12 protein-coding genes are annotated in these 16,399 nt (G+C 38.7%); 7 read left to right on the forward strand and 5 right to left on the reverse strand.

Features of this window, described 5'->3' with window-relative positions; genetic code table 11:
• Positions 1 to 6: 6 nt before the first annotated feature.
• Positions 7 to 2,028 carry an EAL domain-containing protein gene (locus ACKVEV_RS18915; protein ID WP_409367755.1) on the reverse strand — a complete coding sequence of 674 codons (2,022 nt, stop codon included), beginning with the start codon at positions 2,026 to 2,028 and terminating at the stop codon, positions 7 to 9.
• 186 nt (positions 2,029 to 2,214) lie between these two features.
• On the opposite strand from ACKVEV_RS18915, the gene ACKVEV_RS18920 reads away from it, so the two are divergent.
• From ACKVEV_RS18920 to ACKVEV_RS18935, 4 genes are all read left to right on the forward strand, one after another.
• Complete coding sequence (locus ACKVEV_RS18920) at positions 2,215 to 3,108, forward strand: DMT family transporter (RefSeq protein WP_409367756.1); 894 nt, start codon at positions 2,215 to 2,217, stop codon at positions 3,106 to 3,108.
• Between the two features lie 75 nt (positions 3,109 to 3,183).
• The gene (locus ACKVEV_RS18925) at positions 3,184 to 4,908 is read left to right on the forward strand and encodes an ABC transporter ATP-binding protein (RefSeq protein WP_409367757.1); all 1,725 of its coding nucleotides are present in this window, start codon (positions 3,184 to 3,186) and stop codon (positions 4,906 to 4,908) included.
• Positions 4,908 to 6,740, forward strand: a complete 1,833-nt coding sequence (locus tag ACKVEV_RS18930) for an ABC transporter ATP-binding protein (RefSeq protein WP_409367758.1) — start codon at positions 4,908 to 4,910, stop codon at positions 6,738 to 6,740. The genes ACKVEV_RS18925 and ACKVEV_RS18930 overlap by 1 nt, the downstream gene beginning before the upstream one ends.
• A gap of 399 nt (positions 6,741 to 7,139) precedes the next feature.
• Positions 7,140 to 8,006, forward strand: a complete 867-nt coding sequence (locus ACKVEV_RS18935; protein ID WP_409367759.1) for a GNAT family N-acetyltransferase — start codon at positions 7,140 to 7,142, stop codon at positions 8,004 to 8,006.
• Positions 8,007 to 8,347: 341 nt separating this feature from the next.
• Here the strand turns inward: ACKVEV_RS18935 and helD are convergent, their stop codons facing one another.
• Positions 8,348 to 10,588, reverse strand: a complete 2,241-nt coding sequence (gene helD, locus ACKVEV_RS18940) for an RNA polymerase recycling motor HelD (RefSeq protein WP_409367760.1) — start codon at positions 10,586 to 10,588, stop codon at positions 8,348 to 8,350.
• A 137-nt stretch (positions 10,589 to 10,725) separates the two neighbouring features.
• On the opposite strand from helD, the gene ACKVEV_RS18945 reads away from it, so the two are divergent.
• Positions 10,726 to 11,448, forward strand: coding sequence for a glycerophosphodiester phosphodiesterase (locus ACKVEV_RS18945; RefSeq protein WP_409367761.1), 723 nt, complete (start codon positions 10,726 to 10,728; stop codon positions 11,446 to 11,448).
• A gap of 94 nt (positions 11,449 to 11,542) precedes the next feature.
• Here ACKVEV_RS18945 and ACKVEV_RS18950 read toward each other — a convergent pair whose 3' ends face one another.
• Positions 11,543 to 12,565 carry a DUF2804 domain-containing protein gene (locus ACKVEV_RS18950; protein ID WP_409367762.1) on the reverse strand — a complete coding sequence of 341 codons (1,023 nt, stop codon included), beginning with the start codon at positions 12,563 to 12,565 and terminating at the stop codon, positions 11,543 to 11,545.
• Between the two features lie 184 nt (positions 12,566 to 12,749).
• On the opposite strand from ACKVEV_RS18950, the gene ACKVEV_RS18955 reads away from it, so the two are divergent.
• Together ACKVEV_RS18955 and ACKVEV_RS18960 are read left to right on the forward strand one after the other, a co-directional pair.
• On the forward strand, positions 12,750 to 13,244 hold the full coding sequence (locus ACKVEV_RS18955; RefSeq protein WP_409367763.1) for an amidase domain-containing protein: 495 nt from the start codon (positions 12,750 to 12,752) through the stop codon (positions 13,242 to 13,244).
• A 100-nt stretch (positions 13,245 to 13,344) separates the two neighbouring features.
• The gene (locus tag ACKVEV_RS18960) at positions 13,345 to 13,917 is read left to right on the forward strand and encodes a nitroreductase (RefSeq protein ID WP_409367764.1); all 573 of its coding nucleotides are present in this window, start codon (positions 13,345 to 13,347) and stop codon (positions 13,915 to 13,917) included.
• Between the two features lie 81 nt (positions 13,918 to 13,998).
• Here the strand turns inward: ACKVEV_RS18960 and ACKVEV_RS18965 are convergent, their stop codons facing one another.
• Both ACKVEV_RS18965 and ACKVEV_RS18970 read right to left on the reverse strand, forming a co-directional pair.
• On the reverse strand, positions 13,999 to 15,381 hold the full coding sequence (locus ACKVEV_RS18965; RefSeq protein WP_409367765.1) for a dipeptidase: 1,383 nt from the start codon (positions 15,379 to 15,381) through the stop codon (positions 13,999 to 14,001).
• A 198-nt stretch (positions 15,382 to 15,579) separates the two neighbouring features.
• On the reverse strand, positions 15,580 to 16,323 hold the full coding sequence (locus ACKVEV_RS18970; RefSeq protein WP_409367766.1) for an SDR family NAD(P)-dependent oxidoreductase: 744 nt from the start codon (positions 16,321 to 16,323) through the stop codon (positions 15,580 to 15,582).
• Between the last annotated feature and the right edge of the window lie 76 nt (positions 16,324 to 16,399).

The following is a 16,399-nucleotide window of genomic DNA, read 5'->3' on the forward strand; positions in this document are numbered from 1 at the left end:
CATGTATTATTTTACAAGTAATGCTTCAATTTCTTCTGGTGTCACCGGTTTGCTAATATAGAAACCTTGCATCGCATCACAGCCATAAGTGACTAACAAGTCAGCTTGTTCGGCTGTTTCCACACCTTCAGCTACCACTTTTAATTCCATAGACTTGCCTAGTTGTACCATGCCGTGCATAAGCTTTTGCGTTTTTTCGGATTTTAGTAGCGAACTAGTAAAGGTTTTATCAATTTTTAATGTCTCAATCGGTAAAATTTGCATATAGCGGAATGAACCGTATCCAGTACCGAAATCATCTAATACAAAAGCGACTCCCTCGTTTTCAAGTTTGCGCATTTGCTGTGTAATAAAGGTTGCAGCTTCTGCTTCTAATGCAAATTTCTCTGTAATTTCTATTTGAATAAGGTTTGCTGGACAATTTGTTTTCGCTAACATGTCAAGCATTGACTTGGCCATGTTTTTGTCACGGAATTCACGGACAGACGAGTTAATCGCCACTTTTAAATTGTGCCCCGCTTTCTTCCAAATCAGTGCTTGTTCACAAGCCTTTTCTAACATAAATGACCCGATATTGTTAATAAGCCCTGTTTCTTCAGCAATTGGAATAAGCTCATCTGGTGACACTACGCCAATTTCCTCATCTTCCCAACGTACTAGCGCTTCGACAGCTGTAATTTTACCTGAGTTTAAGTCCACTTGTGGTTGGTAAAGGACTTTTAAGTTTTTCTGATCAAGTGCTTGCAATAAGCGTTTTTCAATTAAAGCTTTTCGATTCAATGCTTTATGTGTTGCTTTTGAAAGTGAGACAATTTTGTCCCCACCAGCTTCACGTACGTTAGTAATCGTAGCGATGGATGCCTTCATAAGTTGAGAGAAGGTTGTTTGGTCCTCAGGGTAGCGTGTAATACCACCGCTAATGGAAATAGGTACGGCGATATTGCTGCTATAAATCGGATGTTGTTGTAAATAGGACAAGAAACCTTGAATAAACCATTCACTTAATGGTGTAATGACAACAAAATCGTTTTCGTTAATACGTGCCATCGTACTATCTTGGAAGTACATTTTAATACGGTTTGTAAATTCAATAATAAGGCTTTGGTTAAGTTGTTGATCATGTAATTCTTTTAATGTGTAAAACTTATCGATACTTAAATAGACGAAGGAGAAGTGTTTTTCTTCTTCTATCATTTGAGAAATGACTTTTTCTAGACGGTGAGCATTCATTAAGCCTGTTTCTGTATCGATATAAGCGATTTTTTCAAGCTGATGTTGAATCGTTTTAGATTTTGTAATATCCTTTTCAATTAAAATAAATTGTTGTTCATTTGCCTCTAAATTAAAAGTAGGAATGGCAGTGAGTAGTACCCAATAGGACTGTCCTGTTTTCGTAACCTTTTCAATTTCGCCTTGCCACGTATGACCATTATTCAAATTGCGCCAAATGATATTGGTTATCTTTTCGCTCGCTTCATCTTCAGGGAATAACTGCCAAAAGGTTTTGCCGATTACTCGTTTTGGTGTCCATTGGCTAATTTTTAGAAACTCGGTATTACATTCTAATATGAATCCATCACGATCGAGCGTTACGGTCATAAATGTAGAATCTAAACCTTGCTTTAAGTCAGCGTAAGTACTGCTGTTGGAAACCGAATTAATCATTAACTCTGGTAACATAAACATAATGAGAATCAGGTGTTCACCTTGTTCAAAAAATGGTTTTGCCAGCAATGCTGACGGTATTTCCTCATTTGACTGTGTGTACACTTGAATATTGTCTATATATGTACTTTCTTCGTTTTGTAAAATCGATTGAAACGTCTCAATTGAAAGATTTCTTAGTAGATTTTCATGTATGGATGGAGTAGTATTTCCTGTAATGTCATTGACTGAAAAGCCAAAAAGTTCTTCAGCATGTTTTCCCGAAATGATTGCTTGTCCATTTTGTTTAATGACAATTGCAGGAAAAGGAAGTGAATTTATATAATGTTCATCTATTGTAAATGATTTGTGCTTAAGACTCATGATTATTCGATCTCCTTGGGTAATCTATATATACTAATATTATAGAGAATTATCGGGAATTAGTCATTATCAATATAATTGTAAAAATTTGATAATCGGAAAAAATAGGACTTTTCTAATGAAATAAATGAAAAGTCTTGAAGAAAAATAACAATTTTTAGTACGTATATAGGAAGCGGGAATTGAATGGAACGTTTAAAAGGTATACTTTTTATTATTACTGGAGCAATGTTGTGGGGAGCGACAGGTCCTTTAATGGAATGGTTACTTAATCATACAGCATTGACAGTTTCTTTTATGCTGACAATTCGCTTGTCAGTTGCAGGTATTTTCTTACTTACATATTTGTTGATAACGGGTAAAGATATTTTTAGTATTTGGCAACAAAAGTTTTGGAGTAGACAGCTCGTAACCTTTGGCATTATAGGGATGCTCGGTGTGCAATACGCTTTTGTCGGAGCTATTAATGAAAGTAATGCTGTATTAGCAACGTTACTACAATTTTTAGCGCCAATATTTGTTGTTGCCTACGTTTCTCTTAGTTTAAAGAAATGGCCACCTAAATATCAAGTATTAGGTATTATGGGTACATTAATAGGATTGTTTTTGTTACTAACGAACGCTTCATTTGACTCTTTGTTAGTTAGTAATAAAGCCTTACTGTGGGGGTTAGCCGTCGGATTGACATTTGCATTTTATACCCTCTATCCAGCACGTCTGATGAAAGAATGGAATGTGCTTCTAGTGGTAGGATGGGGGATGTTAATCGGTGGTGTGACATTAGGTATCATAAGCCGCGTTTGGCAATCGAATCAGTGGACGGTCTTTGCAGATTTGAAAATTACAGGATTAATGATGGCATTAATCATAACGGGAACAGTTGCCTTCATTTTATTTTTAAGTAGCATGAAGTATATTACAGCTGTGGAGACAAGTATTTTATCTAGTATTGAACCTTTAACAGCGATGGTAATTTCAGTTATAGTATTTGGTACATCGTTAGGATTGTGGCAATTAGTGGGAGTTTTCGTTATGCTTGTATGTGTAACATGGCTATCGATTGCTGGCGAAAAAGCATAAAAATATTATTTGCATAGGTGATTTTAACTAGATTTTGTTTAGATGATAATTCTTCTCAAACAAGGGGGAGAGAATATGAAAGCAATTTTTTCGTATGTAAAACCTTATAAGTGGACTGCCATTTTTGCATTATGTTTAATGTTGATTGAATTATTTGTAGAGCTTGTTCAACCACTTATAATGGCCAAAATTATTGACGATGGTGTACGTGCTCAAAACCATCATATGATTTTACAATGGGGAGCCATTTTACTTATTTTATCTGTCGTTGCCTTTGTCGCAGGTGTAGTCAATTCTTACTTTTCATCACATACTGCGCAAAGTTTCGCTTTTGATTTGCGCAACGCATTATTTGAAAAGATTCAATCTTTTACATTGGCTACTTATCAAAAATTTTCTACGGCTTCGCTTATTACACGACTGACAAATGATGTAACACAAGTACAAACAGTACTGTTTATGAGTCTTCGGATTATGCTGCGTGCGCCACTTGCGGTGATTGGGAGCATCGTAATGGCTTTTGTTGTTAATGCAAAGCTGGCGTTATTTTTAGTCCTTGGAGCCCCAATTATTTTTGTTTTCCTTATTTTTATGGTTGCAAAAGGTGTGTCTTATTTTGGCAAGGTGCAAAAGCGTGTAGACCGATTAAATCGTGTGTTACAAGAAAATTTGCAAGCGATGCGTTTAGTAAAGGCGTATTTGCGTGGGGCATATGAGGCTTCCCGTTTTGATCAAGTCGCTTCTCGTTTAAAAGTGGATACAGTCAAAGCTTTACGCACGATGGAATACATTATGCCAGTATTATTGCTCGTCATGAATATGAGCTTATTAGCGGTTCTTTGGTTTGGTACAAAGCAAGTGGCAGCAGGTACAACACCGCTTGGCGATATTGTGGCGATTGTCAATTATGCAATGCGCATGACGGGTTCGTTTTCAATGTTTGCTTTTATTATTATTTTTTATGCGCGGGCGAAAGCGTCAGCAGAGCGTATGACAGAGGTGCTTGCTGTGGACAATGAAGTAGAAATTACTTCACCATCTAAAGAAGAAGCTGTAGCGAGCGATTTGAAACTAGGGGAATTAGCATTTAAAAATGTAAGCTTCTGCTATCCAGGGACAGAAACGGCTGTCCTATCCAATGTAAGTTTTCAAGTGAAGTCGGGCGAAAAATTGGCCATCATGGGGGCTACAGGAGCTGGTAAATCAACATTACTACAGCTTATTCCTCGCTTTTATGATGTGACAGAAGGGCACATTTTTGTAGAAGGAAAAGATGTTCAGCAATGGGATCTGCAAGAGCTACGTGATGTTATCGGGTATGTACCACAGCAATCATTATTATTTACAGGAAGTATAGCCGATAATGTGCGATGGGGTGATACAGAAGCCGAAATGGACGATGTACTACATGCTACGATGCAAGCCCAGATTCATGCATCTGTGGAAGATTTCCCAAGCGGTTATGAAACGCGCGTCGGGCAAAAGGGTGTTAATTTATCGGGTGGTCAAAAACAAAGATTATCGATTGCGAGGGCATTATTAAGAAAAGGACATATATTAATGCTGGATGATAGTACAAGTGCGCTTGATGTGAAAACAGAGCAAGCGCTATGGGATGCGCTTAGTGAGGAAAGTGCAACGATGCTCGTTGTCACGCAAAAAATTCGCACTGCGAAAGGTGCAGATCATATTTTGTTAATTGATGCAGGTGAAGTAGTTGGCTATGGATCACATGAAGAGCTACTGCAAACTTCTGAACTGTATAAAAAAATCGCAATCTCCCAACAGGAGGTGGAATAATGGGATTTTTCCAGAAACCTTTTGGTTATGAGCCGATTTTATCGAAGGATGATGTCAAGCAGGTTGTAAAGAAAAAGAAAGGGCCCCGTGCAGCAGATTGGAAAAGCACACTTTGGCGATTGTGGAAGATAGTCGATGAACAACGTATGCTTTTAATTGTCGTCCTTTTACTCGTTATGGCCAGTTCCATTTTAGCGCTTCTAGGTCCTTATTTAATTGGCAAAATCATTGATTTATATGTGATGCATGGTGAGCTTAGCGGATTAGGCAGTAAAGTCATGTTGCTCATTGGGATTTATGTGCTTTTGGCAGCCGCATTATTTTTACAAAATTACTGGATGATTGGCATTGCCCAGCAAACGATTTTTCGACTGCGTACAAGTGTCTTTGCTCATTTTCAAAAGCTACCGATCGCGTATTTTGATAAACGCCAACATGGAGAATTAATGAGTCGCATGACCAATGATATTGAGGCGGTTAGTTCGACGTTGAATAGTTCTTTTATCCAAGTATTTTCGAGTGTTTTAACGCTTGGTGGCACGGTTATCATTATGCTGAGCTTAAGTCCGTTACTAACAATTTTAACAATGACCATTATTCCACTGATGTTTTGGGCGATGCGCTGGATTACCCGTCGAACAGCGCCGTTATTTAAACAACAGCAAGCAGCTATTGGTGCGCTGAATGGTATGATCGAGGAAACGATTTCAGGGCAGCGTATTGTCAAAGCGTTCTCACAGGAAGAGCGTGTAAAGGCAGAATTTCGCGATAAAAGTTTGCGTTTAAAAAATACAGGCTTTTGGGCACAGACTTACTCGGGTTATATTCCAAAGGTCATGAACTTTTTAAATAATATGAGCTTCACGATTGTTGCAGGGATTGGCGGGGTACTGGCGTTATACGGACATGTATCCATTGGGGTCATTGTTATTTTTACAGAATATGCTCGCCAGTTTACACGTCCATTAAATGATTTGGCTAATCAGTTTAACACGGTATTATCAGCAATTGCAGGTGCTGAACGGGTATTCGCGCTACTTGATGAACAGCCTGAAGAGGAAGTTGCTACTGCGAAAAATCATACGTTATTAGGACAGATAACATTCCAAGATGTCTATTTTAAATATGATGCTGCGCAAGAATCCTACACATTAAAGGATATTAATTTTACGATTGAGCCAGGGCAAACTGTTGCATTAGTAGGGGCAACGGGTGCTGGAAAAACAACGATTTTACAGTTAATCGCTAGGTTTTATGAAGTAACAAAGGGCGATGTGCTTTTCGATGGTGTCAATGTAAAGCATATTGAACGGGAGGCACTTCGTTCGCAAATGGCCTTCGTATTACAGGACCCATTTTTGTTTGAAACAACTGTTAGGGAAAATATACGATATGGTCGTTTAGATGCTAGTGATGCAGAAATTGAAGAAGCAGCCCAACTTGCCAATGCACATGATTTTATTATGAAACTAAAGGATGGTTATGACACCATTCTTACGGCAGATGGTCGTGAAATTTCCCAAGGACAAAAGCAATTACTATCCATAGCGCGTGCCTTAATTGCTAATCCGAAAATTTTACTGCTCGATGAAGCGACAAGTAGCATTGATACTGTAACAGAATTAGCAATTCAAGAGGCACTGGATCGCCTGATGGAAGGACGCACAAGCTTTGTCATTGCCCATCGATTAAATACCGTACACAATGCGGATGTTATACTCGTGATGCAAAAGGGTGAGCTAGTAGAAGCTGGATTACAACATGAGTTAATCGAGTCAGGAGGCATTTACGCCCAAATGCTAAACTCCTCATCCCATCATTTAGAAGAATAAGTGTAGTAAGTTCATAAATCGCCGATCAGACTGGTGAAAGCACTGCCGAAGCGGACTTCAACAACTATAGCAGAAAAGTGTTAGATTGATACTAGTCAATCTAACACTTTTTTTAGTCTCCTTATTTTAATAATGTAATTAATTTGTATAAATGTTATAATAATTACAATAAATGTATATTAATTGTGGTGGGATGGACTTGGAACTAATGAATTATAACTAATGAACACTAGTAAAATTCATTTACTTTGCAGAAAGACAGTAGTATAAATCCGTCTATTTTTTCTGTATAGGCAGTGATATTGCTGATTATTAGAAACGGGTATGATAATTTGTTGCCAGTTTATTTTCTTTCTTGCTACAATAGGGCAATAGTCTGGAATAAGAACGGAGTAAACAATGAACATTTCAGTAATTACAGTGTCCTTCCCTTTGGATGGGGAAACATTGAATGAATTAAAAATATTATGCGAAGAAGCAACTTTACATGATTATCGTGTATATGAAACGATTATGAATATACCATCAGCAGGCTCATTTGATACAAAAGGATTCATGGTGCTTGCCTATGAAGATGACAGTGATGAATTAGTCGGAGCTGCTAGTGCAATTGATTTAATGGGGCTACATACGTATGAGTGGTCGTTAGTCGTTACTCCATTATTTCGTAACAAAGGAGTAGGGACAGCTTTAGTGAACGTCTTACAAGCTGGATTAGTAGATAGAGGGGCAGAAGGACAATTAGCAGTAGTCATTGATGGTTCTCCTTATGGGCATACATTTATCGAAAAATTTGGCTTCGCTTATAGTTTTTCAGAAGCGACGCTAGAAACAAAAGCAGAGCGCGTTGAATTACGTAGCGATATCCAGATAGCGCCATTTGCGGGAGAACAGGCAGCATTAATCGCTATTTATAGTGAAGCATTTGGAGATTTACCATCCGAATCGGAGGAGCTCATTGCCTTTAATACATCAACGAATGGTCGAAAATTATGGGTAGCACATAAAGACGGTCAAGTTGTAGGAACGGTGACAACGGCTGAAGAAAATGAAATTCAATGGGTAACTGCGCTTGCGGTTCACCCTCAATACCAAGGGCAAGGTATCGGTACTGCTTTATTGTCCTTTTCAAAAGATTATGCAAGTAAGCAAAATGCTAAATTTGTTATGCTCGATGTTGAAATCGAAAATAGAAAGGCACTTTCCGTTTACGAGAAAGCTGGCTTTATGAAAGCGCAGCAACTAGACTACTATGTAAAAAATTAATGAAGGGTGAGGAGTGAGCATGAGCTCGCTCCTCACTTTTTTATTGCCAGATGTTAAGTCCTTGTGAAAATCTTCTTTTTTATCATAAATGTGTACTATGTCCATATAGTATTAATAAGCCAGTAGAAAGGAGTCGTACTTATGCGTATGCCTGCATTGCCAAAGAAAAAGTCTCCTCCGAGGGAAGCACCTCGCTCATGGTGGAAGGTTGTAAAAGCATATTTATCAAAAGGGAAGTTTTATCGAGTTCCGCCAAGAAATAAATAATGACAGTCAACATGATTGAGCAAGGCTATCACATTGAAATAGCATGCTAGGACAACAATCCTACTATGCTATTTTTATTTTTGATATTCATTTTCTAAAAGAAATGTCTTTTTTGTGGGACCCACTAAATATAGTTCATGCATAGCACGCGTTAAAGCGACATACAGTAGCTTTCTATCAATTTTCGTATCAAAGAAAGGTGTTTCAAAGGCGGCAACGATGACCGCATCAAACTCCAAGCCTTTTGCTAAATGGCTTGGTACAACAAGTAATACTTGCTGATTAATAGACTCATCTTCCGTAAGAAGTTGACATGGGATGGCGTCATTCGTTAAGGCTTGTTGCATTGATTTGGCTTCTGCTGTCGTCTTACAAATTAAAGCGATGGACTGATGCCCGTTGGCTTTAATACGCTCAAAAATTTCTCTAATTTGCTTTGTATGGAAGGCAGTTGCTTGAATAAAAGTGGGTGCCTCTCCATGTCGAACAACCGGTTCCACTAATGGTAGTTGCTCATCCATTTGCATTAATATTTTGTTAGCGACTTCCATGATTTCAATCGTTGTTCGATAACTTTTTTGTAGCGTTCTAAAGCTAGCACGAGGAAATAAATTTTGCACAGGCTCCCAAGCGGTTAGCGAACGATAGCTATGAATGCCTTGCGCTAAATCACCTACCATTGTAAACATATCTGTTTCTAAGCCTGCTTTGAGTGCGGCTAGTTGGAATAAACTGTAGTCCTGTACTTCGTCGATAAAGACGACGCGCATTTTCCATTCATCTGCTATTCCTTTAAGTCTTGCTTGTAAATAATAGAGCGCGGCTAAATCTTCTAGCATCCACTGTTCTTTAGCATGTGCTTGTAAAAACTGCTGTTGCTCTAAATAGTGCCATTCTGGTGCGACTTCTGCCAATAGTTCAGCATTAGTTAGCAGGATGCGATAGAGTGTTTTGACATTGTATTTGGAGAAGCGGCGCATATAAACGGTTACGGTCGATTTTGCTTCCTTTTCAATGGCAGGTATACGTTCATCACGTTCATCAATAAATTTTGTGACAATGTGTCGACGTTTTTCAGCATCCCGAATGCCATTCAGCGCCTTGCCGAGTGCTTCATCATATTTTGCATGCAGCATATTTAAAACGGCCTGTTTCTTTTGGCGAACATGGCTGGCTAGCACTTTTTTAATATGAGCGAGTCGTTTTTCGATTGGCATATAGGAAAATTCATATAAAAATAATTTTTTTAGATGAGAGGCACGCATAATGCGGTATTTTTCAATAAAAACATCCTCAAACTGTTCAGCAATTTGCAGTTCGATTTTTTGAATATAACGTTCGATCATATCACGGTAATAGAGGGAACCTTTCACCTCAGAAATCCAAGCAGTGGGCTGGTCAGCGCCACCTATTACTAAAGATTCCAACTGCTCGTTTGGATTGCGTAATTTTAATTTTAGTTTTGTCGCGGCAAGGACGTAATCTGTAAACGTTGTTTGGCATATTTTATCAACGCCAAGCTCCGGTAGGACATCACCGATATAATCAATAAATAGCTTATTTGGTGCTAAAATCATGAGCTGTTCAGGATTAAAGTGTTCGCCCATCGTATACAAAAAGTATGAGATACGGTGCAAAGCAATGGTCGTTTTGCCACTACCTGCGGCACCTTGAACAATAATGGGCTGACGAAGATGAGCTCGAATAATCTCGTTTTGTTCTTTTTGAATGGTAGAGACGATTTCTGTTAGCCTTACATCTGCTTTGCCTGCTAATGCCTCTTGCAGTAATTCATCATTTGTCGTTAAATCAATATCTCGAATATCGAGCAGCTCACCATGTTCAATTTTATATTGGCGCTTGGCAAATAAATGCCCTTTGTGGGTTTCACCACGAACATCATATTCCATATCTCCAAGACGACCATCATAATAGACATTTGCTACAGGCGAACGCCAATCGACAATAATCGGTTCATGTGTTTCGCGGTGAAACAAAGATGTTTTACCGATATACAAAAATTCTTCAGGATCACCGGTCTTTTGAAAATGAATGCGAGCAAAATAGGGCTTTTTTTGGACTGCTTCTAAACCTTCCTTTTGTGTGCGAGCCATTTCAAAAAAGCGAGCGTTTGTTAAAATATTCAAATAACTTAAGCTGGAATCTAAATAATCAAGATCGGCCATAGACTTGCGAATATTTTCTTGTGCTGATTGCAAATCACGTTGCGATTCATTTAAGATTTGTTGCATATAATTTTTAGTATAGGCTAGTCGCTGTTGTTCAGCTTGAAAATCCGGGTGTTGTGTAGTCATTTTTAGCACCTCCTAAGTACTTACAATTTTAAGTAGATTCTCATACTACTATACAAAATTTTTCCTATCAAGTGTAAACGTCATTTTTCACTTATTGTTATACTATGAAGTAAAGATCGTAAAAGGAGGTTTTGCATTTGCATCTATTTGCACATAGAGGCGTATCTGCGCATTATCCTGAAAATACAAAAGCTGCTTTTTATGCTGCGTCCAAGCTACCAATTGCGGGCGTGGAGTTGGATGTTCATGTAACTGCAGATGGAGAAGTAGTGGTTATTCATGATGAAACGATTGACCGTACATCAAATGGCTCAGGTTATGTGAAGGATTTGACGCTTCAACAGCTCCGTTCATATGATTATGGTTCGTGGTTTTCCGAGCAATATACTGGTGAAAGCATACCGACATTAGGGGAAGTGTTAGAGCTGTTTGTAGCTACACAGCACCGCATTAATATTGAGCTGAAAACCGATATCTTTCCTTATGCCGGAATTGAAGCACTTGTTCTAAAAGAAATAGCAAAGCACCAAATGACGGAGCGAGTCATTATTTCATCATTCAACCATGAATCGCTTCAAACTATCGTTCAAATGGCGCCATACATTGAGACCGCCGCTTTATTTGCTGAAGTGTTAGTTGATTTTACAACATACACGGCTACTATTCCTGCCGATGCAATTCATGTTAGTTTGCCGACAGCATTTAGGAAATCAATTGCGATTGCCCTTGAAAAAGGTGCAACAATACGTGTTTACACAGTAAATGATTTGGAAAATGCACAGCACTTGCAACGGCTCGGTATACAAGCTGTTTTTACAGATGATCCGCAAGCTTTATTAGATGGATTGACAGAGGAATGAGGAACTGGTGTTTAATAAAACAAAAAAATTCGCGATAAGAGGGCGAATTTTTTTGCGTTTTATGATCTTTAATTAGGGAATGTTTTTTGGTGCATTACCATTTTGCCTGATGTTCCTCAATGCATCCGAGCATTTGCTTAATAACGAGCGTTTCCCCATTGTCTAATAAAACTGTACCGTCATAATAGCCGAACATCTGATGTACTTCTGATTTAACGAGTTTTGCATTTGTTGCGGCAACACGTTCAAAAAATGGGGAAAACGTTAACGATACTTGATTGGTGAATTTCGTCTTAATTGTCCAACGTTGCATATAGTCTTCGCGATCGTAATGGAACAGCAAATCCTCATGTATTTTGGTCATTTTACCATCAACAAAGACAGCATTTTCTGTCATGCCTGTGCCATCAGTCCATTTGCCACCCAAGTTAAGTCCGATACGTCTACCACGAACTCGTTGCGATGCCATACCCCAATTCCAAGTGGCTTCACGAGGCCACACCCCCCGTCCGTAATCCAGAACTGCAAAGCTCTCCTCTGGTGTAAACGTAAAGTGACGATTCCCGATAGTGACTACTCCTGATGTTGGAAGTATATGATGTTTTCCTGTAAATTGGAATGTTTTGCGATTCCAAGGAATAACGACATTCAAGGTTTCGTCTGTTGGCGGATGCTGAATAATTAAATTGGCGCGTAACGCATCTCCATCAAATGTAGGAATTGAAACAGACAAATGTGTTTCATTTTGAATATAAGTCATATCAATCTTCATTTCACTACTGCTGAAAGAGACTGATTCAAGCACATGTGTCGGCATTTTGAGCTTGCCACCAAGTGGAATGGTTATTGTTTTTTCAAAATAGCGCTGAGTTTCATATTCAAGGAAATACACGAAGCAGACAGCTGCATAATCGAGATGGCTAATTGTTGCGGAGAATAATATCTCATCACCATAAATACACCAATAATTCCATTTCTTTTTCCGCATAATATGACCGCTTAAATTGCTATTTATGAGAGGTTTTCGTGCAAATCCAATAGCAGCTGGATTTAAATTACCTTTTTTATCGCATAAAAGAGTAGGCTGTAAAATTTCTTTCTCAGCATGCTGCTTCACATTCAACATCCCTTCTGTTCGTAAAATAAAAATATGCCAAATTGTTTAATCTTATTGTAGCAAAAACTATCTTGAAATTGGTAAAGATAGCGCCTGATAGAACTGTATTCAGCAATTTTACGATGAATGACCTAATTAATAGAACGTAGTATGTAGTCATATGATGGTCATAAGGAGGGGAAGCGTGGCCAAAATGTATAACAGACAGGCAGCTGTTCAATATGCGAATTTGTGGTGGAATAGGCGCAATCCAGCATTTCCAAACTTTGATGTCGATTGTACGAATTATATTTCGCAATGCTTACTTGCTGGAGGAGCACCAATGCGAGGTGCACCTAATCGAGAAAGAGGTTGGTGGATTCAGCAAGGTAACTGGAGTTTTAGCTGGTCCGTCGCGCATTCTTTAAGATGGTATTTAGAGGGCTCTACAACGGGCTTGAAAGCTAAGCGTGTACAATCGGCAGAAGAATTAGAGCTTGGAGACATCATATTTTACGATTTTCAAGGGGATGGGAGAATAGATCATTCTGTTATTGTTACGAGTATACAAAACGGAATTCCTTATGTGAATGCACATACTTCGGACAGCATTAATAGACCCTATTTTTATGAGGATTCTACGGCATATACCCCTAATATGACCTATTTCTTTTACCATATAGATGATAGTTTTGCCTAGGAAGCTAGCAGTGTTAAAGCTCCTCGTTTTATGATAATGTTGAACATAGAAATGACAACCAATCATACATTCTAATTTTAGTAGAGGGAGATAGAAAAACATGAGCGAACAATTTTTATCAGTAAGAGATGCTATTATCAATCGCCGTTCTATCAAGAAATTTAATGGGCAGCTAGTAAATCGTGCTGATTTAATGAGCATTATAGACGATGCAATATGGGCGCCAAATCATGGTAATCGTGAACCTTGGCGTTTAGTGATTGCTTGCGACGAGGATTTAGTTGCCGTGCAACATTTATTACGTGATTTAGCTATTCCAAAATGGCAGGATCTTTCAAGTGAAGATTTAGCTAAACAAATGACCAAATTTACACTACCAGGTGGCTATGCATTTGTCATTGTGCCGGAAGATGCACGCCAAAAAGAACGTTTAGAAGATTATGCAGCAGCGAGCATCTTCATTCAAAATATGCAGCTGTTGGCATGGGAAAAGGGTATTGGTTCTTGCTGGAAAACACCAGGCTTCTTAGACAATCCGAAATTCCGTGAAGCATTGAAAGTACAGCCGGGTGAACGCGTCATTGCGATGCTGCAAGTCGGTTATTTTGATGAAGCGCCAAAAGGCAAAGAGCGAAAAAAATCAGCTGAATTTGTCACTAACTTCGGCGAATAGCCGAATGAAAAACCCCTTACCTAATGGTGAGGGGGTTTATAGTGGCTGAAATTGTGTGAGAATTGTTTGAGTGCCTGGCACTTATTTTTCTAATGCGGCAACCTCATATAAGTAGTCGCCTAAAACACGTAAGCCTTTATCGAAATTCTCTAAATGGAAGTGTTCGTTCGGTGCATGGAAGTTTTCGCTTGATAAGCCGAAGCCCATTAACACAACCGGTAAATCTAAAATTTCATCAAATGCAGCGACAATCGGAATCGAACCGCCACCACGTGTGTATGCAGTTGGAACATTATAAACTTTTTCATAAGAACGACCAGCCGCTTGAATGAATGGGTGATCAAATGGTGTTAAGAATGGACGCCCTTTATCGAATTCGGAAATCGTCACTTCTACACCAGATGGTTTATGTTTTTCAATATGTGCTTTTAATAGCGCAACGATTTCTTCTGGATCTTGATTTGGTACTAATCGGCATGTGATTTTTGCGCCAGCTTCAGCAGGTAGTACAGTTTTAATGCCTTCACCAGAGAAGCCTCCGAATACACCATTTACTTCTAAAGTTGGACGAGCCCAAGTGCGCTCTAAATAAGAATAGCCAACTTCACCGAATAATTCTGATACGCCAACTTCCTCTTTGACAGATTCTTCGTCAAAACCTAGCGCACGGTAAGCTTCACGTTCTTCTACAGTTAAAGGTAATACATTGTCATAGAAGCCTTCTACTTGAATTGTGCCGTGTTCATCGCGGAAAGATGCTAAAATTTCAGCTAATGCATGAATGGCATTTTGTACGCCTCCACCATAAAGACCAGAGTGTAAATCGCCTTTTGCTCCACGAACGTCAATTTGAACGCCTGTTAGTCCACGTAATCCATAGCATACGGCTGGTTTCCCAGGACCATAAAGACCTGTATCTGAAATTAAAATTAAATCAGCTGCTAATTTTTCTTTATGCTCTTCGACGTAGGCAGGAAGATGAGGACTTCCGATTTCTTCTTCACCTTCATAGATGAACTTTACGTTCACTGGTAAAGTACCAGTTGTTGCAAATAACGCTTCAATCATCTTTAAGTGCATAAACACTTGCCCTTTATCATCACTTGCTCCACGCGCAAACAATTTATTATCACGGATTGTAGGGTTAAACGGCTCAGTTTCCCATAAATGTAATGGATCAACCGGCTGTACATCATAGTGCCCATAAAATAGAATCGTTGGTTTGCCTTCTGCATGTAACCAATCAGCATAAACAACAGGGTGACCAGCAGTTTGCGTAATGGCGATATTTTCTAAGTTAAGTTTCTTGAAAGCATCAGCTAGCCACTCGGCCGCATGTTGAATATCGCCTTTATGTTCTGATAATGAACTAATGCTCGGAATACGTAAAAATTCATTTAGTTCATTTAAGTGAGCCTCGCGATGTTCAGTAAAATAAGCATTTAATGTCTCTAATTGCGTCATAAAAGCATCCCTCTTTCGATATTTCGATAATAGAAATAGTATAGCATAATGTGGTTGGGGAATCTTGTTATTGCAATGGTTTCTACAGTTATTATTAATGCTTAGCCAAGAGTTTAGCTCAACAATATCTTTCACATTAAGTTTTCATTTCTAAAAAAAATCTGAGTCCGATGTTTTCTCGAACTCAGATCTTATAAATTAGTGTGCAGTATAACCGCCATCAACAAGAAGTGTTGTGCCGTTAACGAAGCTGGCGTCATCACTTGCTAAAAATAGAACGGCTTTCGCGATTTCTTCCGGTTTACCAAGACGGCCTTGTGGATGAAGGGATGCTAAGTATTCTTTCTTTTGAGCATCTACTTCAGCCAATAGCGGTGTATCGATATAGCCAGGACATACCGCATTTACGCGAATACCTTGTTTAGCATAGGCAGTACAAAGGTTTTGTGTTAATAATTTTACGCCACCTTTAGCAGCTGAGTAGGCTGTTGGATTTGGTAAGGAAACAAAGCTATGAATGGAACCAGCGTTGACAATAACGCCACCTGTACCTTGAGCAAGGAACTGTTCAATCGCATATTTATCAGAAAGAAAGACACCTGATAAATTAATATCAATCGTTTTTTTCCATTTTTCATAAGATAACTCATGTGCTGGTGCATCGTCAGCTACACCCGCATTAGCATACATCACATCAAGTTTACCGTATTTATTCACAGTTTCATGAATCATATTTTTAATATCTTCTTCGATTGTTACATCTGTTTTTACAAAAAGTGTATCGAAACCACGATTATTTAGTTCATCTGAGATGTGTTGTCCACGCTCAGAGAAATCAGCAATAACTACTTTTGCGCCCTCTTGTGCAAAAAGACGAACGGTTGCTTCACCGATACCGCTAGCACCGCCTGTTACAATTGCTACTTTATGTTGTAGTTTCATATTAATGACCACCTTTATTATTATTTTGCTGTTGCTCTGTCATCCATGACGACTTTTGCACTTGTTGAAGACTTAC

The sequence above is a fragment of the Lysinibacillus sp. 38-6 genome, assembly GCF_046245175.1.
GTDB lineage: Bacteria > Bacillota > Bacilli > Bacillales_A > Planococcaceae > Lysinibacillus.